The following is a 20,626-nucleotide window of genomic DNA, read 5'->3' as shown; positions in this document are numbered from 1 at the left end:
TTCTCCATTCAAGGTTCAACGCCCCACAATGGTGAACCCAAACAAGGGGCTAGGGCAAATCAGCACTCTCGCAGAAAGAGTGCCAAAAAAATTTGTTCCAGGTCTTGAAACCTCTTTTTCCCGCTCCAATCTCACTTGCGCTTCCTTCCGGGGAATGCCGGAAGGGGTTCCGTCATTGCTTGTTTATGGAGGTTGCACATGGGATTCCGTCCCTTGCACGACCGTGTCGTCGTGCGCCGCATCGAGGCCGATGAAAAAACGGCCGGTGGCATCATCATCCCCGACACAGCCAAGGAAAAACCTCAGGAAGGCGAGGTTGTCGCCGTGGGCCCGGGCGCTCGCAATGAAAAGGGCGAGCTGGTGGCGCTGGAGGTCAAGGCGGGTGATCGCGTCCTGTTTGGCAAATGGAGCGGCACGGAGGTCAGGATCAGCGGAGAAGACCTGCTGATCATGAAGGAAAGCGATATTCTGGGAATCATCGAAAGCGCCGAACCGGCCCAAAAGGCCGCGTAAGGCGCTTTTTCGTTAAGGAGCGAAAGAAAGCAAATGGCTGCCAAGGAAGTTAAGTTCTCGTCCGATGCACGCGAGAAGATGCTTCGCGGCGTGGATACGCTTGCAAATGCGGTCAAGGTGACTCTCGGCCCCAAGGGCCGCAATGTGGTCATCGAAAAGAGCTTTGGCGCACCGCGTATCACCAAGGATGGTGTGAGCGTCGCCAAGGAAATCGAACTTGAAGACAAGTTCGAAAACATGGGCGCACAGATGGTGCGCGAAGTGGCGTCCAAGACCAATGACATGGCCGGTGACGGCACCACCACGGCAACGGTGCTGGCGCAGGCCATCGTTAAGGAAGGCGCAAAGGCCGTCGCCGCCGGAATGAATCCGATGGATCTAAAGCGCGGCATCGATCTGGCTGTGGGCAAGGTCGTCGAAGACCTCAAGGGCCATGCACGCAAAATTACGGCCAATTCCGAAATCGCGCAGGTCGGCACGATCTCGGCCAACGGCGATACCGAGATCGGGCGCTTCCTTGCCGAGGCGATGGAAAAGGTCGGCAACGACGGCGTAATCACCGTGGAGGAGGCCAAGACCGCTGAGACCGAGCTCGAAGTGGTCGAAGGCATGCAGTTCGACCGTGGATACCTCTCGCCCTATTTCGTGACCAATTCCGAAAAGATGAGGGTCGAACTCGAAGACCCCTATATCCTCATCCACGAAAAGAAGCTCTCCAATCTGCAGTCGATGCTCCCGTTGCTGGAAAGCGTGGTGCAATCGGGCAAGCCACTGGTGATCGTTGCCGAGGATGTAGAGGGCGAGGCTCTCGCGACCCTGGTCGTCAACCGTTTGCGTGGCGGTCTCAAAGTAGCCGCCGTCAAAGCGCCAGGCTTCGGCGACCGCCGCAAGGCCATGCTGCAGGACATCGCGATCCTCACGGGCGGCAACGTTGTCTCCGAAGAAATGGGCATCAAGCTCGAAAACGTGACGCTCAACATGCTCGGCACGGCCAAGAAGGTGGTGATCGAGAAAGAAAACACCACCATCGTCGATGGTGCTGGCTCCAAGGACGACATCGAAGGCCGCGTCAACCAGATCAAGGCGCAGATCGAGGAAACCACCTCTGACTACGACCGCGAAAAGCTTCAGGAACGCCTGGCCAAGCTCGCTGGCGGTGTCGCCGTGATCCGGGTTGGCGGTGCCACCGAAGTCGAGGTCAAGGAAAAGAAGGACCGAGTGGACGACGCGTTGCATGCGACCCGGGCTGCTGTCGAAGAGGGCATCCTGCCCGGCGGCGGCGTTGCTTTGCTTCGGGCGCTTAAGGCGCTTGGAGACCTCAAGGGCGCTAATGGTGACCAGCAGGCCGGAATCGATATCGTCCGCCGCGCCATTCAAGCTCCGGCCAAGCAGATCGCGCTCAATGCTGGAGAGGACGGCTCGGTGATCGCGGGCAAGCTGCTTGAAAAGGACGATTACAGCTGGGGCTATAACGCCGCGACAGGCGAATATCAGGACCTCGTTGCCGCAGGCGTGATCGACCCCGCCAAGGTCGTCCGCACAGCACTCGAGGATGCTGCCTCGGTTGCTTCGCTCCTGATCACCACCGAGGCCCTGGTGGCTGAAAAGCCCAAGAAGGAAGCGGCTCCCGCCATGCCGGCCGGAGCCGGAATGGACTTCTGATTATCGTAAGTCCAGGTGCTCGGTGGTTTCCTGCCGGGCACCATCAACGATTGGCGCGCCGTCATCAAAAGGCCGCCTGACGAGATATCCGGAAAAATTGTCGCTGCGCGGCCACCGACCCGGTGTGCCCGAGCCTAAACGCGCGAGCAAAGGAGTGCCTAACCAATGAGGATCGCCCAGATTGCCCCTCTGGCTGAATGCGTGCCGCCCAAGCTCTATGGCGGGACAGAGCGCATCGTAGCCTACCTCACTGACGAACTGGTCCGGCAGGGCCATGAGGTGACGCTCTTTGCCAGCGGTGACTCAAGAACGCTGGCCCAGTTGGTGCCGTGCTCGCATGTCGCGCTGCGGCTCAACCCCCAGGTGCGCGACCCCATTCCCTACCATGTCATGATGCTTGAACAGGTGCGCCAACGTGCCAGCGAATTCGACATCATGCATTTCCACATCGACATGCTGCATTTCCCCTTAGTGCGGGAATGCGCCGGCAAGACCGTCACCACCCTGCACGGCCGACTCGATCTGCCCGATCTCGTGCCGTTCTACCGTGCGTTCCCCGAATTTCCGCTGGTTTCGATCTCCAACGATCAGCGCAAACCAATGCCTCCGGTAAACTGGTCCGGGACGGTCTATCACGGCTTGCCGGCAGACCTTCTGCCATTCCAGCCAGAGGCAGCTGGCGGGTATCTAGCATTCCTGGGACGCATCTCGCCTGAAAAGCGCCCGGATCGCGCCATCGAGATCGCGGCGCGTGCGGGCATGACGCTCAAGATCGCCGCCAAGATCGACAAGGCTGACCAAGCCTATTGGGACGAGACTATCGCCCCGCTGGTCGCCCGCCACGATAATGTTGAGTTCGTCGGCGAGATCAACGAGGCGCAGAAGGCCCAGTTCCTGGGCAACGCCACTGCGCTTTTGTTCCCCATCGACTGGCCCGAACCCTTCGGATTGGTGATGATCGAGGCTATGGCCTGCGGCACGCCGGTCATCGCCTTCAACTGCGGCTCGGTGCCCGAGGTCCTCGACCACGGCGTTTCCGGCTTCATCGTCGAAACGATCGATGAAGCCGTCGATAGCGTGCACAAGGCGCGCGGCATGGATCGCCATCTGGTCCGCGCAACCTTCAATGCCCGCTTCACAGTCGAGCGCATGGCGCGGGACTATGTGGCGCTTTACGAGCGCCAATTCATTGGCCAGCCAGCTAACGGCAATGTCTATATTCCGCGCCAATACGGCCTTGACCTTCACGCCTGATCAGGGGACAGGAATGGACAGTTTCACAGAACAGGCGGGGACCTTGGGGGCTCCGGCGCCCGAAGATGCGTCCTATGGCGTCCTGGCCCGGGCATCGCTGCAAGAGATCCGTAATCGGACGCTTAAGCATGGCGACACGTTCGGCGTGTTCGACCACAATGGCGACATCCATGCCGATCCGACGGGTGCGGAGGGCCTTTTCCACCGGGACACACGGTATCTCTCGCGCCTGACACTGGCCATCAACGGTAGTAGACCGCTGCTCTTGAGCTCGACGCTGAGAGACGACAATGCCACCCTTACGTGCGACCTCACCAATCCTGACCTATTCGACGAACAAGGGGATTTAAGGCTCGAGCACGACTTGATCCATATCCGACGCTCGCGGTTTCTTTGGAAGGCTGCATGCTACGAGCGGGTTGCCGTGCGCAACTTTCTCGATCGCACCGTTACCGTCGTTCTCGATATCGTTTTCCAAGCCGATTTTGCCGATTTGTTCGAAGTGCGGGGGACCACCCGTAAGCGGCGGGGAAAATGCCATGATCCAGTCGTAGGCCGAGACAGCGTACTGCTCGGCTACACTGGACTCGACGGGATCGAACGTAGCACGTATCTGCAGTTTTCGCCCCGCCCCGCCGTGATTTCGGGCGGGCGGACGCGCTTCGTCCTCACGCTGGAACCGAGGAAAACGCGATCAGTGCTGCTCACGGTCGAGTGCCTGGACGGCGAGCACCGGACTCCCAGGCGCGAATCGTTCTTCAGCGCCATTCGTGGGGCTCGGCGCTCGCTACGCAGGGCCTCCTCCCGCGCGGCCGCCATCATCACCTCCAACGATATCTTCAACGAGAGCCTGCGTCGCAGCATCTCTGACCTCTATATGCTGGTGACCGACACGCCGGAAGGTCCATACCCCTATGCTGGCGTTCCGTGGTTCAGCACAGTTTTCGGGCGGGATGCTCTTATCACAGCCTTCGAGACGTTGTGGATCGATCCGGCCCTGGCACGCGGCGTGCTCTTCCACCTCGCGGCCAATCAGGCGACCGATCTGGACGCCGCCGCCGACGCCGAGCCGGGCAAGATCCTGCACGAGGTGCGGTATGGCGAAATGGCGGAGTTGGGCGAGGTGCCATTCCGCCGCTATTACGGCAGTATCGATTCAACACCCTTGTTCGTGATGCTGGCGGGAGCATATCTCGACCGCACAGGAGATATGGAGGCGATCGGCGCGCTCTGGCCTCACATCGAGGCCGGGCTGGCGTGGATCGAGCACTATGGCGACCGAGACGGCGACGGATACCTCGAGTATGGCCGCCGGTCCGAGCAAGGCCTGGCCAATCAGGGTTGGAAGGACAGCCACGATTCGATATTTCACAGCGACGGCACGCTGGCCAAGGGCCCTATCGCGCTCTGCGAGGTCCAGGCCTATGTTTATGGAGCGTTCATGGCAGCAAGCGCCATGGCGGAACGCCTGGGGCATGCCGATGTCGCCGAGCGGTTTGCCCGGCGCGCCGAAAGCCTGCGCCTTGCCTTCGCGCGCGATTTCTTCGACCCTGAGCTTGGCAGTTACGTTCTGGCGCTTGATGGCGACAAGCGCCCTTGCCGGGTACTCTCGTCCAATGCAGGACATGCCCTTTGGACCGGTATAGCAGAACACGTGCACGCTCGATCGGTCGCTGCCGCCCTTATGGGTCGAGCAAGCTTCAGCGGATGGGGTGTGCGCACGATCGCAGCAGGTCAGAGCCGCTATAACCCCATGAGCTATCATAACGGTTCAGTCTGGCCGCACGACAATGCGCTGATCGCCGCCGGCCTGGCACGCTACGGGCTAAAGGGTGAAGCGGTTCGCATTCTCGAGGGATTGTTCGCCGCGGCGAGTTATATCGATTTGCGGCGCTTGCCTGAATTGTTCTGTGGCTTTTCGCGACTCGCATCCCACGGACCGACATTCTACCCAGTCGCCTGTATTCCCCAGGCCTGGGCCGCTGCTGCACCGCTTTACACACTGCAAGCCTGCCTCGGCCTGCGCTTCGATGTCGAGGCCGGTCGTATCCTGTTCGACAGCCCAATGCTGCCGGACTTTCTCAACACGGTCCATCTGAAGCGCTTGCGGTTGAATGGTGCGACGGCCGATATTTCCCTTCACCGCACAGGTCATGCGGTGGTGGTCGAGGTCGAACGGCGCCAAGGTGCGATTGGCGTCGTCACGACAACTTGAATACGCCTTTCCCGATGTAACCTCTTGAAATATGCCGCTGTTTTAACAAAATCTTCTGTCGCCGGATGCCCATAGGGGACCGGCATGTCGGGTGAACGCAAGCGTGCGCCCGGCACTTGACTTGTACCCATGTTGCTCAATGGAGGATGTGGCTATGAGAACCACCTTCGACTTTTCTCCCCTGTTCCGGTCGAGCATCGGCTTTGACCGAATGCTGAACGCGCTTGAGGCGGCGAGCCGCGTTGAGACGTTCGACAACTGGCCTCCTTACGACATCACCAAGACTGATGACGAGACCTATCGCGTTTCGCTCGCTGTGGCTGGGTTCACCCCCGACGAGCTGGCTATTACACAGGAGCAGAACATGCTGATGGTGTCGGGTCAGAAGGCTGGCGAGGACAATGGCCAGTACCTGCATCGCGGCATCGCCGGACGCGCCTTCCAGCGGCGGTTCGAGCTGGCTGACCATGTGAAGGTCGTCGGCGCCAACCTGGTCAACGGTCTGCTGACCATCGATCTCAAGCGCGAGCTTCCCGAAGAGATTAAGCCGCGCCGGATCGAGATCTCGACCGGTGAAGCGCTGGGCCAGGCCGAGACCAGGCAGATCGAAGCCGAAAAGCACGCCGCCTAACGGCGCTTTCTCAGCGTGGTCCTGCACGTGGCGCCGGGCTCCGGTCCGGTGCCATCCGCCAACGGACAGAAAGGAGAAACACGATGAGTGTGCGTGATTTGATCCCCTGGGGCCGAAACAACGGCAGTACGACCCCAAGCATTTTTCGCAATGATGACCGCGATCCGTTCCTGTCGCTGCATCGCGAGGTGAACCGGCTTTTCGACGACGCCTTCCGCAGCTTCGGAACCGGGTTGCCTTCCCTGAGCAGTTTTTCCAGCTTCGGCGGCAACTGGCCAAGCGTCGAGATTTCCGACGGCGAGAAGGAAATCAAGGTGACGGCCGAGGTGCCGGGCCTTGAGGAAAAGGACATCGAAGTCCTGCTCGATGACGGCGTGCTTTCGCTGCGTGGCGAAAAGCGCTCCGAGGCCGAGGACAAAAATAGACAGTTCTCCGAGCGCTTCTATGGCCGGTTCGAGCGCCGCATTCCGCTCGGCTACGAGGTCCAGGAAGACAAGGTGGATGCCCGCTTCAGGAACGGCGTGCTGACCGTGTCCTTGCCCAAGAGCGAAAGGGCGCAGTCGCAAGTGAGACGGATCGCCATCAACAGCTAACACATGGCAGGCGCCGGCGGTGGGCTTTTTCGGGCCGCTGCCGGCGGCATTCCTTCGCCGCAACTGGGGAGGGATGAACGATGGAGATTGTAAAACAGGCATACGAATTATCGACACAGCATTTCCCGCAGGGCGGAGGCTCGAACGACAATCGCCCCAAACCGCCTTCGCGTGGAGGATCAACTCTTCCTGACGACGCCGTCGCTCGCATCTACAAGCCAACGCGCTCGGTGACGACCTCGGGCAAGGCACGCGCCAAAGGTTGGCGTCTCACCTTCGAGCGACGTGCCGCGCCCTTCATAGAGCCGCTCATGGGTTACACGGGTGGCGGCGACACACTGACCCAAGTCGAAATCAGCTTCCCGACATTGGAATCGGCCGTCCGGTTTGCCGAGCGGCAGGGCCTGACCTATGTCGTCCAGCCGCCGTCTGGAGAGAGGAAAAACAGCCGCAGCCAGCGCAGTAACGGAACGTCGACGGAAAAGGACAGTTCTCATGCCTTTTCCGACGCGACGCTCAACCGGCTCGGGCTTTCCGACCTTCAGGACAGTTATCGGCAATCACTCGGCGGCGCTGCGAACCGCAATGGCCTAGCCGGGCCGAGCGGCTGGACCGCACCCATGGCTGTGGTCTGGGATCCTTTGCTAACGCTGGAGTCCAAACGGTCGATCCTGATGAACTGGGCCTGGACGGAGTACCAGATCGATCAGGCGACCAATGAAGGCATGCCCGAGAACCACCGGCCCTCGCGTCTCGACTAGGTCGAACGGGCGCTGCTCGCTCTGGAGCACGAGGTCGCGACCAATCAGGATGATGCCGGCACACGGAACGCCGCATGAGGTGCAGAAATGGACCCGCACGTTGTTTTCGATTGCCAGAAGGTGATGCCTGACACGTCGCGCTGACGCTTGCCGCCGCCGCCCGCGCCAGGGCGCTCAGACAGGGCGCCGAGCCAAGGCTCGAAATCGATAGTGCCGGCGTGGCCGACCTCGCCCTTAAAGAGATCGCGGCCAGCGTTTTCCCGCCACAAGAACTTGCCCCCTTTCTGCCCCGAGCCAGCGAGTGCCATCGCTGCCGCCTCCCGGATCGGGCGCCGAACTTAGCAGCCGCGGATCAGCTCGTGCCGCCGCCGCGCCCGCCTCCCAAGAAGGCGAGGCAGTTCATTGACGAGGCAACCCGAACTGGAATGAGAAACCCAACCATGCTGAAGTCTTTGACCTCCAAGAACCGGACGGCCTTCGATATGCGGTGATTGCGCCCTGGACCCTGGGTTTTGCGGCGATATCGGCTGCGGCCGCCGTCCACGTGATTGCTGGTCTGATCGTTGCAATCCTCGCTGCGATCAATCTGTGGTTCACGACCAATCGGCCGTATTCGACCGCGTAGCGCGGAATGAGGGCCCAGCATGCGCCGGGCTCTTTTGCCTTACTCACCCACAGCCGCTTGTCGCCGGCCGTGCCATCGGCGCCCCCGGTCTTGCACCGTTCCGATTCAGCCCTCATCATGCGCCAGTAAGAACACACAGGGTTTGGGGGAACCATGAAAAGGTATCTTGCGACGATCTTGAGCGGCGGTCTGGTGGCTGGACTGGGGCTGGTAGCTTCGGAGGCAGCTCCGGCAGAAGGCGTCACCCTGGGGGCTAGCCCGGCCGGGGACACCGCCATACTTGCGGATGGCGGGGTTGCCGCAGCGATCGAAGCCTTGCCCGCACTGGTTGGCGACGTGATGGAGCGCAGCGGCGTGCCCGGAATGGCTGTCGCTGTGGTTCATGAGGGCGAAACAGTGTTCCTCGAGGGATTTGGCGTGCGCCATCTGGGCACGGGCGCGCCAGTCAATGCTAATACAGTGTTCCAGATTGCCTCTGTGTCTAAATCCATCTCCGCCACCATTGCCGCCATCGCGGTAAGCCAGGGGCGGCTGGCATGGAATGACTCAGTTTCGTCCCACCTTCCCGGCTTTTCGCTGTCCGATCCCTATGTGGCAGAGCGCGCCACGATCGGCGATTTTTTCGCCCATCGCAGTGGCCTGCCCGCCGCCGCCGGGGACGAACTGGAGGATCTGGGCTTCGACCGGCAGACCATCATAGAGCGGCTTGCCCTGGTGCCTCTGGACCCGTTCCGGATTTCCTACAACTACGCCAACTACGGCACCACCATTGCTGCCGAAGCTGTGGCTTCCGCCTATGGAGAAACCTGGGAGACGCTGGCCGAGGAACTCTTGTTCGCCCCTCTTGGCATGGAAGCCACAAGCTACCGGCACTCCGACTATCTGACAGCGCCTGACCGAGCCCATCTGCATGCTTTCGAGGACGGTGCCTTCCAGCCGCTCTACGACCGGCAGCCCGATGCCCAGGCGCCCGCCGGCGGAGTTTCCTCAACCGTCGGCGACCTGGCACGGTGGCTGGCCCTGCTTCTGGCTGGGGGGCACCATGAGGGAGAGGACATCTTTTCGCCGGACGCCCTGCTACCGGCGCTGCGGCCGCAGGTTATCAACGCACCAGCGGGGGATTTCGCGGAGCGTTCAGGCGCATATGGCTTTGGGTTCAACGTCAGCGTCAGCGCTACCGGCCGGCCAACAATGAATCATTCGGGCGCGTTCATGCTGGGCGCGGGGACGCATTTCCAGATCATGCCCGAACAGAAGCTCGGCCTTGTGGTGCTGTCAAATGGCGCCCCAGTGGGGGCAGTGGAAGCCATCGGTAACAGCTTCATGGACATCGTCCAGTTCGGCACCGTCACGCGTGACTGGTATGAGGCCTATAATTCGCTCATGAGCGTCCTGTTCGAACCGGTGGGCGACCTGGCCGGCCAGGAGCCGCCGCAGGCGCCCGAAGCACATGCCCCTCTAGACAGCTATACGGGCAGTTTCGAGAGCGCCTATTTCGGTCCGGCCGAGATCACGGTTGAGGACGGGGAACTGATGCTCTCGCTGGGGCCAACGCCCCTCGCCTTCCTGCTCCAACACTGGGACGGGCACGTCTTTGCCCTTGCACCGCGCAATGAGAATGCTCCTGCCGGCTCGCTCTCCTCGGTGCGCTTCAACCATAACGGAACCCGCGCTACGGGCCTTGTCGTGGACTATCTGGACGAGAACGGGCTCGGGCACTGGGACTGACCGGTGAGAGCGTTGAGTGAAGCGAGAATGAGGCCTGACAGTCCTCACGAAGCACGCGAGACTTGGATGCTGGCCAGTTGTCGCCGCCATCGAGGCAGCGCTTCTGGCGACCGAGATCGTGGGGAGATGGTGGCTCTCCACACCGGCCAATCTCAACCGACGCCATGTCCGCCGATTATCGTCGTGAATGACGTGCCTTAAGGCGGGCGCTAAGATGGCTGGGGCTGTCGCGGGTTTCAGGATTTTTTTTCAAACAGGGGCACCACCTTGCGGACATCCGCTCTTCTGCTGATATCGTGGCAGACATGAGTAACTTGAAGATCATTCCTTATCGTTCCGAGTTTCAGGACGCTGTTGTTGCCCTTACGATCGGAGCCTGGTCCCCGGTTTTTGCTAAGACCGAAAACGAAGTGCCTAGATTCGTCTATGACGCTTTCTACCCCCAAGGATGGCAGGCGCGACAAACCGCCGATGTGGTTTCACTTCTGGAGGACGAACCGCAAAATAATTGGCTGGCCCTCCAAGATGACGAATTGGTCGGTTTCATCGGGATTCGGATCCATCCGAAGGATCAGATGGGCGAGATCTACATCATCGCCGTGTCGCCCAATCATCAACGGGAAGGTATAGGCAAGGCGTTGATGGACTTTGCGAATGGAAAAATTCGCAAAGCCGGAATGACGATGGTGATGGTTGAAACTGGCGGCGACACAGGACACGCACCCGCTCGCCACCTCTATGAATCTTCTGGATTTGAACGCTGGCCGGTCGCCCGATATTTCAAGCGCCTGTAAGGGCGACCTACGGCGGCGCTGAATTTTTAGAGGAAGTTCAAGGCAAAAGTCGGGTGCAGAGGTCGATTTTGCGCGACCACTTCTGCAACACCTAATGACCACTTCATCCACTGCCAACCTTAAAGCTGCCTGTCCGAAAACCACCCTATCCGCCATTCACCGAAGGACTTCCATGGCTAACGCATTGGCAAAATCGGGGCGGTTTCCGGACCGACCACTTTTACGGTCCAGGTCGAATAGCTGCCGTTAATGGAGGAATATGATCTTAATGACGGCCACCGACCCCACTAAGACATTCCCCGCCTAATCCGGTAATGCGGAAAGCTGCCTCTCATTCGCCAGCCGACGCGAGGCTCCAAGGAGTCTCAGCAGCGGCGCGCAGTCCGCTGAAAATGCGATCGCGATCTCGCTTTCCTTTTCGATCTCGAAACCCAGTCGCTTGTGTAGTCGCAGAGAGGCGGTGTTGCTGCGCAGAACGTGGCTCTTGAGCCGATCGGCGTTGATCTTTTCCAGAAGGTCCGAAATGGTCTGGCTCAGAGCTGTGACCGTGGGAGCGGGTCCTGTGGCGTGGATGAATGAGAAGTCCGCCAACAAACCAGTCGGCGTTCGCCAGCGGCCATAGGTAAGCGTAAGCCACAAGTTGACCATCTCTGCGGACACTTCCCCATTCCGATTGGGGTATCGACTGCTCCAACTTTTTACGATGCGCCATCATATCCAATGGATCGCCGCCGGGCTCGCGAAGGCAGATGCGGTCCAGTTCGAACACTTCTTCGAGACCCGGCCGAGCTTGTGTAATACTGAGCGCCACGTGCAAACCTTTTTGCTGCCGATCCTGCCAAGTCTGTTTATAGGTTCGCTGCCGGGAAGGCGACCTTCCGCTATCCACCCCATTTTTGCGGGTAAATGGAGATCGGGGTGGGAGCGGCAACTCCCGCCTCCTTTTCAGCCGTTGTGAGCTGCGACGGTCTGGCCGAAACCAGTCATCAGTAGCCGGTGAACTCCTCAATGTGGAAATCGGCCGTCGCTACCCCTGAAGCAAGAAGCATCTGCTTTAGACCCTCCACCATCTTTGGTGGCCCCGCGACATAGAAGGTCTGATCCGCAAGATCGCCAGCATGGCGCGAGATCATTTCGTTGGTGACCTTTCCACGCTGCCAGCCCGGCGGCACCTCGCCGGGACCGGTGATCGTGGGCACCAGTTCGAAGCGCGGATTGTGTTCGGCCAATGCTTCCAGTTCGCCGACGAAGGCCGCGTCCTCCGCCTTGCGAACGCTGTAGAAGACAACCATCCTCTGCCGGAGCCCTCGCTCGATTGCGTCACGGATCATGCTGCGGAATGGCGTGATGCCGATGCCGCCGGCGATGAAGACGGCGGGGCGCCTCTCGTCCAGCACCATGTTGCCATAGGGACCTGAGAGCTCGATTTCGGTCCCGAGCGGAAGCGCCTGCAAGGCTTTCTTGAATGCGCTATCGCTGACGCGAGTCGTAATCGTGAGGTCCCGGTCATGCGGCGAACTGGATAAAGAGAAAGTGCGCATCCGGCCCCTGTTGTCGGCGCCAATCGATGCGGGCAAGGTCAAATAGATCGCCTGCCCAGCCTTGAACTGGAACCCGGCGGGTCGTTCGAAGTGGAAGGTCGTTGTGCCTTCGGTCTCCTCCTCACGCACGAGGAGTCTTGTTCTGTAAGCCGTCGACGGCTTGAGCAGGCTCTTGCGGCGCCACTTGGAAAGTCGAAGGCCATCCCGCATGCTCATGCCCAGCAGCATCAGATTGGCGGCGCCTGCCACCAGCTCGACAGCTTGAACGCCATAAAACCACCCGTCGAACTCGGCTGCCCTCGCCTTGGACGCGAGGAACAACGCCGAGGGGATCAGCACAAGCATCCCGTTGACAGCGATGAAGGGCATGCGGAGCAGCTTGGCGCCCACGAGACCAGTGCGGTTCCCCTTTGACCACGCCAAGCCGGATCCCCCCACTGCAACAAGTGAGGGCACCAGCAGCAGCAAGCCCCAAGGGATGGCGGTCTTCACCGCAACGATCGCGGCATGTGACCCGGACAGTTCGCTAATGAGCGTCGATAGCCAGAAGGTGGCGATGGTCAGCATCGCCAGTATACCGGCGATGGGGTGAATGAGTTTTATCATGGCCTTGGGTCCTTGGGTGCGCTATCGTCATTTAACATCATGATTGACATTATCATGTCAATATAGACATATGGAGACAAATGACAACAGCTGACCCGAAGCCGAGAGCCCAAGCACTGACAGATCTGATTCTGACAATGTTCCGGGCCAACAACCTAACGCTGGCCTGGGGAGACCGGATCGTATCGCCGCTCGGCCTCACCAGCGCCCGCTGGCAAATCCTGGGGGCGATCACCCAGGCCGATCGTGCGCAGCCGGTCGCCTGGTTGGCGCGCGACATGGGTGCCAACCGGCAAAACGTGCAGCGCATCGTCAACGACCTGCTCGCTGACGGTCTGGTCGCACTGGAGCCGAACCCTCACCACAAGCGGGCACAATTGGTTGTGCTGACCCCGAAGGGGAAGGAGACATACGCCGCTGCCCTGAGCCGTTATAACCCGCTTGTCGAGGCGCTGGCCGAGGGCATGACTGAAGAGGACATCGCAGCGGCGCAGCGTGTCCTCTCGCACCTGCGGGTCAAGCTCGAAACATCCGACAGCTAGGGCACGCGGTCGGCCTGACCGCTGCAATCGGAGGACGTGGCATGCCCCGGACCAGCACCGACAAGCGCGATGGCTCCGTGGCCATCACCATTCATCGGCATAGGGCAGCGATGAATGTGCTGCTGTGGCGACAGGACTATAAGCAGCGAGATACAAAACGAACGTCCAGCCCCCGAAGGGCCGCTCTTTCAGCCTCGCTCCGAAGCCGCATTGCGTGTCCCACCCAGACTCTCCGTGTCTTTCGAAGTCACTCCTTTTGGGGGTATATCGATCCTCTCCACATCAGTGCGGACTCACACAAGAACGAGGGAGCTCTACTCCTCGAACTCCGTAATATCGGCCTGTGCCGGGCGTTCGAGATAGGTCGACAAAGTGATGTAGCTCTTGGTGCTCTTTACGTTCGGGGCCGCATAGAGACGCGCGAGAAGGGCTTCGAGCGCGCGACTCGAAGCACAGCGCACCTTGATCAACATGCTTGTGTCGCCCGTTACCGAGTGGATTTCCTCCACTTCCGGCAACTCGGCGATCGACATGAGCTCCTTCGTCGCGCACCAGCCGGCGGTATCGACATGAACGAATGCGAGGAGCGGCTTGCCGATGGCAGGTCCATCCAGCAGCGCCGCCGTTCGGCGCACACAGCCCGATGCCCGCAGCTTCTTGACCCGGTCGTGGACCGCCGGGGCCGAGAGGCCGACCTTCTGGCCGAGCTCTGCGTATCCGGTCCCGGCGTCCACGGTCAGGGCGCCTAATATTTTTCGGTCCAATGCATCGAGCGCGCGGCGTGTCGCAGCCTCCGGCCGAATGGCATCTGTTTTTCTCACGTTCGACATTCCTGCCCTTTCTTTGAATGCTATTCTGCTGTTGGATACTTATGCCGAATGATGTTAGCGCGCCTCGACATTCATGCGCAACGAGGAGAACCGAACATGTCCAGGCAGATTCTATTCGTACAAGGCGCCGGCGAATGCGTGCACGACGCATGGGACAACAAGCTCGTCCGCAGCCTTGAGGCCCGGCTCGGCCCGCAATACGACGTCCGCTATCCACGAATGCCGAACGAGGCTGAACCGCTCTATCCCAGCTGGAAGGCGGCGCTGTTCAAGCAGTTCGATGAGCTGGACGACAATGCGATCCTCATCGGTCACTCGATCGGTGGCACATTCCTCATCCATGCCGTCGCCGAATACCGGCCGAAGCAAAAATGGAGCGCGGTCTTTCTTATCGCGGCACCATTTCTCGGCGAAGGCGGGTGGCCTGCCGACGAGACGGACCCCACGACACACCTGGCCGATGAGCTTCGCGCCGACGTCCCGGTGCTCCTCTACCACGGCACCGCGGACGAGGAAGTTCCGCCCAGGCATATGGAACTTTACACCCGGGCCATTACGCACGCGTCGGCCCGCCTTCTCGCGGATCGGGATCATCAGCTCAACAATGATTTGAGCCACATCGCCCAGGACATCCGGCACGGCCGTCAATCGCCGGAATGACAAACACTCCGATCCGCTACGGCGAATCGAAACCGAAGGAGGGAAAGATGGGCAAGCTGACATACGGGATGATGATGTCGCTGGGCGGTTTCGTGGCCGATCCGTCGAGTCAGTTCGACGATGACGTCCTTGCGTTCATCAATGACGAGATGCGCAGGAGCGGCCCCGAAATCTACGGCCGGCGCATGCATGAAGCCAGGGTCTTTTGGGAAACCTACGACGAACAGAAAAGCGGTCGGGCCACGCAGGCGAATTCGCCCGTCTCTGGAAGGGACTGGGCAAGCTGGTCATTTCGTCGACGCTGGACCGGGCCTTGAGCGACAAGACGCAGGTCGTGCGCGAGTTCCGGCCGGAGGACATCCGGCGCCTCAAGGCGGAAGCGAGCAAGGACATCGCCGTCGCCGGTCCGACGCTGGCGGCGCATTTTATTAAAGCGGGACTGATCGACGAATACGCGTTCTATTGCATTCCGGTGGTCCTTGGTGCGGGCAATCCCGTGTTCAAGGACATCGAAGGGCGGCTGGATCTCGACCTTGTCGAAGAGCGCCGTTACGCCACCGGTATGGTGTTCCTGCGCTATGTCCCCCGAAATGCCGGAATGTCGGCATGACCTTCAACCGCGCCGACTTCTACGATGCCGAACTGAGCCGCCACAACGAACACCTGCGGTCTGCTGCGAGGATCGGCCCGCGCGACCGTGTACTCGATGTCGGGTGCGGCGCGGGACAGAGCACTCGAGACGCCGCCCGCATCGCCCGGGAAGGAAGCGCCCTCGGCATAGACATCTCGGACGCGCTGCTGCAGGTCGCCCGCCGGCGCAGCACAGATGCAGGACTGCATAACGTCGCGTTCGAGCTGGGTGATGCACAGACCAAGGCGTTCCCCGCAGCACACTTCGATGTGTGCATAAGCCGTTTCGGCGTGATTTCTTCATCGACCCCGTCGCCGCATTCGCCAACATTGGCCAGGCAATGCGCCCCGGCGCCCGCTTGGTGCTCATGGTGTGGCAACCCGCAGATCGCAACGAATGGGCTACCGCCATTTCGAACACCGTGGCTCCAGGGACCGAGCCATCGGGCGCTGCCGCATTCTCGCTTTCTGACCCGGTAGTGACGAGGGATATTCTGACAAAGGCCGGTTTTGCGTCGGTCGAGTTTGCGGAAGTGCATGAGCCCGTCTTCTATGGTGCGGACATCGATGCGGCCAATGACGCCGTGGCCGGCCTGTTCATGGCAGATGACCAGAAGGGCGCCGGGCACGAGGATGTCTCTCAGCGACTACGCGCCTTGCTCGCGTCGCATCTCACCTCGGACGGCGTGCTGTTCGATTCCCGGGCGTGGCTGGTTGCGGCGCGGAAGCCTTAACGTCGGATCTCCAGGAAGAAACGGATCGCCCAGATCTGCTTCTGCGTTAGAGGGCGCTTTGTCCCAACAGTCTTACCTGCATTCCAAGCAGCCCGTCCTCGGGCTGCAGTATCATATCGTGAGTATCCCATCGAAGTTCTCCTTTGACCATGATTGGACGGTCTCGGCGAGGAATGGAGAAAGCCGCCGTTCGGCCGTTTTTTCCACTGTCGTTTCAAGCCATGTCGGAGGAGAACGGCGGCATCACTCTCAGTGACTGAGCCAACACAATTTCTAGATGGCGCCGCCTCCCAACGTTCGTCACTCATTCGCTAGCGTTTCGAGAAATGGGTAGTCGGTGTAACCGAGCGCATCTCCGCCGTAAAAGGTGGCGCGGACATGCCTGTTGAGGGGGGCATTTGTGCGCAACCGATCTGGCAGATCCGGATTGGCGATGAAGGGGCGGCCGAAGGCGATGGCGTCTGCTTTTCCCGATGCAATGGCTGCACGTGCGGTGTCCGGCTGATAGCCGCCCGCCGAGACGGTCGGACCGTTGAACGTCTTTTTGAACAGCGAGGCCACGTCTGGCGCACTCATGTTCAGGGGTTTTTCGTCATCGGTAAAGTCGGCCCGTGGTTCGATCAGATGTAGATAGGCGATCTGGCGCTTGCCCAGTTCGCTGATGACGTACAGCCAGAGCCGGGCGCCATCGCTGTCGGCCATCCCCAGTATTCCAGACCAAGGCGAAAGCCGGACGCCAACCCGATCCTGCCCTATTGCGGCTGCAACGGCATCGACGATTTCGAGCAGGAAGCGGGCGCGATTCTCGATCGAACCACCATATTGGTCCCTTCGCATATTGCTGCCATTGTTGAGGAACTGGTCGATCAGATAGCCATTTGCCCCGTGGAGCTCGACAGCATCGAAACCAGCCGAGCGTGCATTGATCGCAGCTTGGACGAAATCGGCCTCGATGCCGGCAATCTCATCGAGCTCGAGGGCCCGTGGCGTTTCGAATGGCACCGATACCCCAAGGGAATCTGTTATCGTTCCTGGCGCCGCGATGGCCGATGGCGCCACCGGACGCGCATGATCGGGTTGCAGCGAAGAGTGCGACACACGTCCCACGTGCCAGATCTGATTGGCGATCAGGCCGCCTTTTTCATGCACGGCTTGAGTGACGGTCTTCCAGCCGGCGATCTGTTCGGTTGTGAACACGCCTGGCACTCGGCGATAGCCGCGCGCCTGGGGACTGATGTCAGTCGCCTCGGTGATCTGCAAACCGCCATCGCTGGCACGCTGACTGTAATATTCGGCATTGAGGGCATGAGGTATGTTGCCTGGTTCTTGTGCGCGCATGCGCGTAAGGGGTGCCATGACGACGCGGTGCTTGAGGTCAAGGGCTCCCAGTCTGATCGGCTGGAAAAAAGGATCTGCTTTCATGATCGGCCTCGTTTGAATGCGATGCCGAGCAGTTAAGCGTTCACGAATTGGGGTACTACGAGCAGATCAGGTGAACCTGTCTACCGAATTTCGTTATGCTGAGGCGACGAAGACACGGTTCTTTCTGACGTGACCGCCTAGCCGGCGTCAGATGCGCTGTGGCCTGAAGCGCCGTTTCCGACATGCCGACTGATTTTACCGTTGCCATCGTTCCGCAGGCTTTCGGCCAGGCGGTCGAGGAACACGCGGAGCTTGGGCAAGACTTGGCGCCTCGAGGGATAGACCGCCCAGATGGCGAGGTCTCGAGGAGAGGCGCCATCCAAGGGAACATGGACGAGGGTGCCTGCTTCGAGTTCATCCTTGATGTCCCAGGCCGATAGCTGGGCAAGTCCCAGACCAGCAACGCAGGCGGCAAGAAAGCCATCCACACCGCTGGACGAAAAGCGGCTGTGAACGCGCACCGAGCGCTCCTGACCATCGACCAGGAACTGCCAATGTGTAAAATTGGAAAAGGTCAGACACTCGTGGTGTTCCAATTCCTCGATGGTGTGCGGCGCGCCGTAGCGGTCGAGATAGCTCGGCGCTGCATAGATCAGCTTGGGGTTATCCACGAGGCGCCTCGCGATGAGTCCGGAATCCTTGAGCGGCGCAATACGAATAGCCAGGTCCACGCCCGATGCGATGATGTCGACGATGGAATCATTGAGATCGAGGTCGATCCGGAGTTCGGGATGTTCTTCAATCAGATCGTGGACGACCGGCATGATGCGCTTGCGGCCCAGCGTGATTGGCGCGGTGACCCTGAGGAGACCTTTTGCGCGTCCCTTTTTGGGGTTCAGCGTTTCGCGTGCCGCGTCCTGTGTGTCGACAATCTCGCCTGCGAAGGGAAGAAAGGCTTCCCCTTCCGGCGTCAGCGCCAAAGACCGCGATGAGCGATGAAACAGGCGAACGCCAAGCTCTTCCTCGAGCCTGGCCAGGCGTCGGGTCGCAGACATTGGCGTCAGCCTCAAATGCCTCGCCGCCCCTGACAGACTTCCGGTTCGTACCGCACTGAGGAATACTTCGAGGCTCTCGGAATTCATTGCATCCTCACGAACTGCGTTAGCATGCTTCACACACTGCGTCAGTAGTAGCGCAGATGGGGCAAACTTACACTTGGTTTTGCGATGGCAGTTATCGCACAACCAAGGAGAGACCCAATGAACTCGATCACCAAGACTGTGCTGGCCGCTACCGCGGCTGCGGTACTTTCGACCGCCCCCGGAGTGCAGGGCGAGGACACGATCCCGGCCGACCAAACCATCCGCAACGTCGTTCTCGTCCATGGCGCCTTCGCCGACGGCTCCGGGTGGCGTGGCGTTTACAACATCCTCACGGCCCGCGGCTATCACGTGACCATCGTCCAGAACCCTTTGACCTCGCTTGCCGACGACGTCGCGGCCACATGGCGCGTGCTCGAACGGCAGAACGGCCCGACAATCCTGGTCGGTCACTCATGGGGTGGAACCGTGATTACCGAAGCCGGTGTCCATCCCAATGTGGCGGGCCTCGTCTATGTCGCCGCGCTTTCCCCCGATGCCGGTGAAACGACCGGGCAGCAATATGAAGGCTTCGCCGCCACACCCGAGTTCGTCATTGACATCGGAGAGGACGGCTACGGTTTTCTCAATCCCGACAAGTTCAAGTCCGGGTTTGCACATGATGCAAGCGATGAAGACGCCGCCTTCCTCAGGGACTCGCAGGTGCCCGTGAACATGTCCGTGTTCAGCACCGCACTTGAAAACGCTGCCTGGCGCACCAAGCCGAGCTGGGCCGTCATCGCGACAGAAGACAAGGCCTTCGATCTCGCCATGGTTCGGCACATGGCTCAGCGGATCGGCGCCACCATCACCGAGGTGCCCGCGAGCCATTCGGTCTTCATGACGCAACCGCAGGTCGTCGCGGACACGATCGACACCGCTGCTCAAGCTGTGGAGGTGGCCGTCAATTGACGGCCATCGCCACCGACCCCCGAACCAAAGGAGACAATGATGTCTACTATTACCGTCAGGGACGGCGCCCAGATCTTCTATAAGGACTGGGGCAGCAAGGACGCGCAGCCCGTCGTTTTCCATCACGGCTGGCCGCTCTCGAGCGACGATTGGGACGCTCAGTTGCTCTATTTCCTTGAGAAGGGCTACCGCGTCATCGCTCACGACCGCCGCGGGCACGGCCGCTCGAGCCAGACCGACACCGGCAACGAAATGAACACTTATGCTGCCGACGTTGCTGAACTGGCTGCCGCCCTCAAACTCGATAACGCCATTCATGTCGGCCACTCAACGGGCGGTGGCGAGGTGGCCCGATATGTTGCAAGAGCCGAGCCCGGCCGAGTGGCCAAAGCCGTTCTGATCGGGGCCGTTCCGCCGATCATGCTCAAGACTGATGCTCATCCAGGGGGCCTGCCGCTCGACGTTTTCGACGGCTTTCGCACGGCACTGATTGCCAATCGAGCCGAGTTCTATCGCAGCGTGGCCTCCGGACCCTTCTACGGCTTCAATCGTCAAGGCGCCAAGGTGAGCCTGGGACTGATCGACAATTGGTCCCGGCAGGGTTTGGCCGGCGGGGCCAAGGCGCAATATGATTGCATCGCCGCATTTTCCGAAACGGACTTCACTGGAGATCTCAGGGCCATCACGGTGCCGGTTCTCGTCATGCATGGGACGGACGACCAGATCGTGCCTTTCGACAATCATGGTCCACGGGCGGTGGAGTTCCTCCGGAACGGCACCCTCAAGGCCTATGAAGGACTATCCCACGGCATGGCGTCCACTCATCCGGAGATCATAAATCCAGATCTCCTGGCATTCTTCCGCGGCTGACCACTTGCTCTGCAGCCTACCTAC

21 protein-coding genes and 2 pseudogenes are annotated in these 20,626 nt (G+C 60.4%); 17 read left to right on the top strand and 6 right to left on the bottom strand.

Annotation, left to right across the window (positions count from 1 at the left end):
* Positions 1–198: 198 nt before the first annotated feature.
* From groES to NO934_RS20320, 7 genes and pseudogenes are all read left to right on the top strand, one after another.
* Positions 199–513, top strand: a complete 315-nt coding sequence (gene groES / locus NO934_RS20350; RefSeq protein ID WP_309164059.1) for a co-chaperone GroES — start codon at positions 199–201, stop codon at positions 511–513.
* 33 nt (positions 514–546) lie between these two features.
* A complete protein-coding gene (gene groL, locus NO934_RS20345; RefSeq protein ID WP_309164058.1) occupies positions 547–2,175 on the top strand; it encodes a chaperonin GroEL in 1,629 nt (542 codons plus the stop codon).
* A gap of 165 nt (positions 2,176–2,340) precedes the next feature.
* Positions 2,341–3,429, top strand: coding sequence for a glycosyltransferase family 4 protein (locus tag NO934_RS20340; protein ID WP_309164057.1), 1,089 nt, complete (start codon positions 2,341–2,343; stop codon positions 3,427–3,429).
* Between the two features lie 13 nt (positions 3,430–3,442).
* Positions 3,443–5,644: an amylo-alpha-1,6-glucosidase gene (locus NO934_RS20335; RefSeq protein WP_309164056.1), complete on the top strand. Its 2,202-nt coding sequence runs from the start codon at positions 3,443–3,445 to the stop codon at positions 5,642–5,644.
* A 154-nt stretch (positions 5,645–5,798) separates the two neighbouring features.
* Positions 5,799–6,275, top strand: coding sequence for an Hsp20 family protein (locus tag NO934_RS20330; RefSeq protein ID WP_309164055.1), 477 nt, complete (start codon positions 5,799–5,801; stop codon positions 6,273–6,275).
* Positions 6,276–6,358: 83 nt separating this feature from the next.
* Complete coding sequence (locus tag NO934_RS20325; protein WP_309164054.1) at positions 6,359–6,868, top strand: Hsp20/alpha crystallin family protein; 510 nt, start codon at positions 6,359–6,361, stop codon at positions 6,866–6,868.
* 80 nt (positions 6,869–6,948) lie between these two features.
* A pseudogene (locus NO934_RS20320) lies at positions 6,949–7,626 on the top strand (ETC complex I subunit); the annotation flags it as partial.
* A gap of 47 nt (positions 7,627–7,673) precedes the next feature.
* On the opposite strand, the gene NO934_RS20315 reads toward NO934_RS20320, so the two are convergent.
* A complete protein-coding gene (locus NO934_RS20315; protein WP_309164051.1) occupies positions 7,674–7,937 on the bottom strand; it encodes a hypothetical protein in 264 nt (87 codons plus the stop codon).
* Between the two features lie 179 nt (positions 7,938–8,116).
* On the opposite strand from NO934_RS20315, the gene NO934_RS20310 reads away from it, so the two are divergent.
* The 3 genes from NO934_RS20310 to NO934_RS20300 all read left to right on the top strand — a co-directional run bounded on the left by NO934_RS20310 (position 8,117) and on the right by NO934_RS20300 (position 10,776).
* Positions 8,117–8,254 (top strand): SPW repeat protein, encoded by a 138-nt coding sequence (locus NO934_RS20310; protein WP_309164050.1) that lies wholly within the window; start codon positions 8,117–8,119, stop codon positions 8,252–8,254.
* Positions 8,255–8,407: 153 nt separating this feature from the next.
* On the top strand, positions 8,408–9,982 hold the full coding sequence (locus tag NO934_RS20305; RefSeq protein WP_309164048.1) for a serine hydrolase: 1,575 nt from the start codon (positions 8,408–8,410) through the stop codon (positions 9,980–9,982).
* Positions 9,983–10,287: 305 nt separating this feature from the next.
* Complete coding sequence (locus NO934_RS20300) at positions 10,288–10,776, top strand: GNAT family N-acetyltransferase (protein WP_309164046.1); 489 nt, start codon at positions 10,288–10,290, stop codon at positions 10,774–10,776.
* A 303-nt stretch (positions 10,777–11,079) separates the two neighbouring features.
* On the opposite strand, the gene NO934_RS20295 is transcribed toward NO934_RS20300, so the two are convergent.
* Together NO934_RS20295 and NO934_RS20290 are read right to left on the bottom strand one after the other, a co-directional pair.
* A complete protein-coding gene (locus NO934_RS20295; protein ID WP_309164044.1) occupies positions 11,080–11,436 on the bottom strand; it encodes a hypothetical protein in 357 nt (118 codons plus the stop codon).
* Positions 11,437–11,762: 326 nt separating this feature from the next.
* The gene (locus tag NO934_RS20290; RefSeq protein WP_309164043.1) at positions 11,763–12,923 is read right to left on the bottom strand and encodes an FAD-dependent oxidoreductase; all 1,161 of its coding nucleotides are present in this window, start codon (positions 12,921–12,923) and stop codon (positions 11,763–11,765) included.
* Positions 12,924–13,003: 80 nt separating this feature from the next.
* Here NO934_RS20290 and NO934_RS20285 point away from each other — a divergent pair, with 80 nt between their 5' ends.
* The gene (locus NO934_RS20285; protein WP_309164042.1) at positions 13,004–13,465 is read left to right on the top strand and encodes a MarR family winged helix-turn-helix transcriptional regulator; all 462 of its coding nucleotides are present in this window, start codon (positions 13,004–13,006) and stop codon (positions 13,463–13,465) included.
* 314 nt (positions 13,466–13,779) lie between these two features.
* Here the strand turns inward: NO934_RS20285 and NO934_RS20280 are convergent, their stop codons facing one another.
* The gene (locus NO934_RS20280) at positions 13,780–14,295 is read right to left on the bottom strand and encodes an Lrp/AsnC family transcriptional regulator (RefSeq protein WP_309164041.1); all 516 of its coding nucleotides are present in this window, start codon (positions 14,293–14,295) and stop codon (positions 13,780–13,782) included.
* Positions 14,296–14,343: 48 nt separating this feature from the next.
* Between NO934_RS20280 and NO934_RS20275 the strand changes: the two genes are divergently transcribed.
* The 4 genes and pseudogenes from NO934_RS20275 (at position 14,344) to NO934_RS20260 (ending at position 16,319) form a co-directional block, all read left to right on the top strand.
* A complete protein-coding gene (locus NO934_RS20275) occupies positions 14,344–14,955 on the top strand; it encodes an alpha/beta hydrolase (protein ID WP_309164040.1) in 612 nt (203 codons plus the stop codon).
* Between the two features lie 47 nt (positions 14,956–15,002).
* Positions 15,003–15,272, top strand: a complete 270-nt coding sequence (locus tag NO934_RS20270; RefSeq protein WP_309164039.1) for a hypothetical protein — start codon at positions 15,003–15,005, stop codon at positions 15,270–15,272.
* Positions 15,269–15,565, top strand: a complete 297-nt coding sequence (locus tag NO934_RS20265; RefSeq protein WP_309164038.1) for a dihydrofolate reductase family protein — start codon at positions 15,269–15,271, stop codon at positions 15,563–15,565. The genes NO934_RS20270 and NO934_RS20265 overlap by 4 nt, the downstream gene beginning before the upstream one ends.
* Positions 15,562–16,319 (top strand): annotated as a pseudogene (locus tag NO934_RS20260) (class I SAM-dependent methyltransferase). The gene NO934_RS20265 and the pseudogene NO934_RS20260 overlap by 4 nt, the downstream one beginning before the upstream one ends.
* 300 nt (positions 16,320–16,619) lie before the next feature.
* Here the strand turns inward: NO934_RS20260 and NO934_RS20255 are convergent.
* The gene (locus NO934_RS20255) at positions 16,620–17,741 is read right to left on the bottom strand and encodes an alkene reductase (RefSeq protein ID WP_309164037.1); all 1,122 of its coding nucleotides are present in this window, start codon (positions 17,739–17,741) and stop codon (positions 16,620–16,622) included.
* A gap of 137 nt (positions 17,742–17,878) precedes the next feature.
* A complete protein-coding gene (locus NO934_RS20250) occupies positions 17,879–18,823 on the bottom strand; it encodes a LysR family transcriptional regulator (protein WP_309164376.1) in 945 nt (314 codons plus the stop codon).
* Between the two features lie 117 nt (positions 18,824–18,940).
* Here NO934_RS20250 and NO934_RS20245 point away from each other — a divergent pair, with 117 nt between their 5' ends.
* Together NO934_RS20245 and NO934_RS20240 are read left to right on the top strand one after the other, a co-directional pair.
* Positions 18,941–19,732 (top strand): alpha/beta hydrolase, encoded by a 792-nt coding sequence (locus NO934_RS20245; protein WP_309164036.1) that lies wholly within the window; start codon positions 18,941–18,943, stop codon positions 19,730–19,732.
* 39 nt (positions 19,733–19,771) lie between these two features.
* Positions 19,772–20,602, top strand: a complete 831-nt coding sequence (locus NO934_RS20240) for an alpha/beta hydrolase (RefSeq protein WP_309164035.1) — start codon at positions 19,772–19,774, stop codon at positions 20,600–20,602.
* The last annotated feature ends 24 nt before the right edge of the window (positions 20,603–20,626 follow it).

This window comes from Pelagibacterium sp. H642 (assembly GCF_031202855.1).
GTDB lineage: Bacteria > Pseudomonadota > Alphaproteobacteria > Rhizobiales > Devosiaceae > Pelagibacterium.
This window is presented reverse-complemented; position numbering and strand designations above follow the sequence as displayed.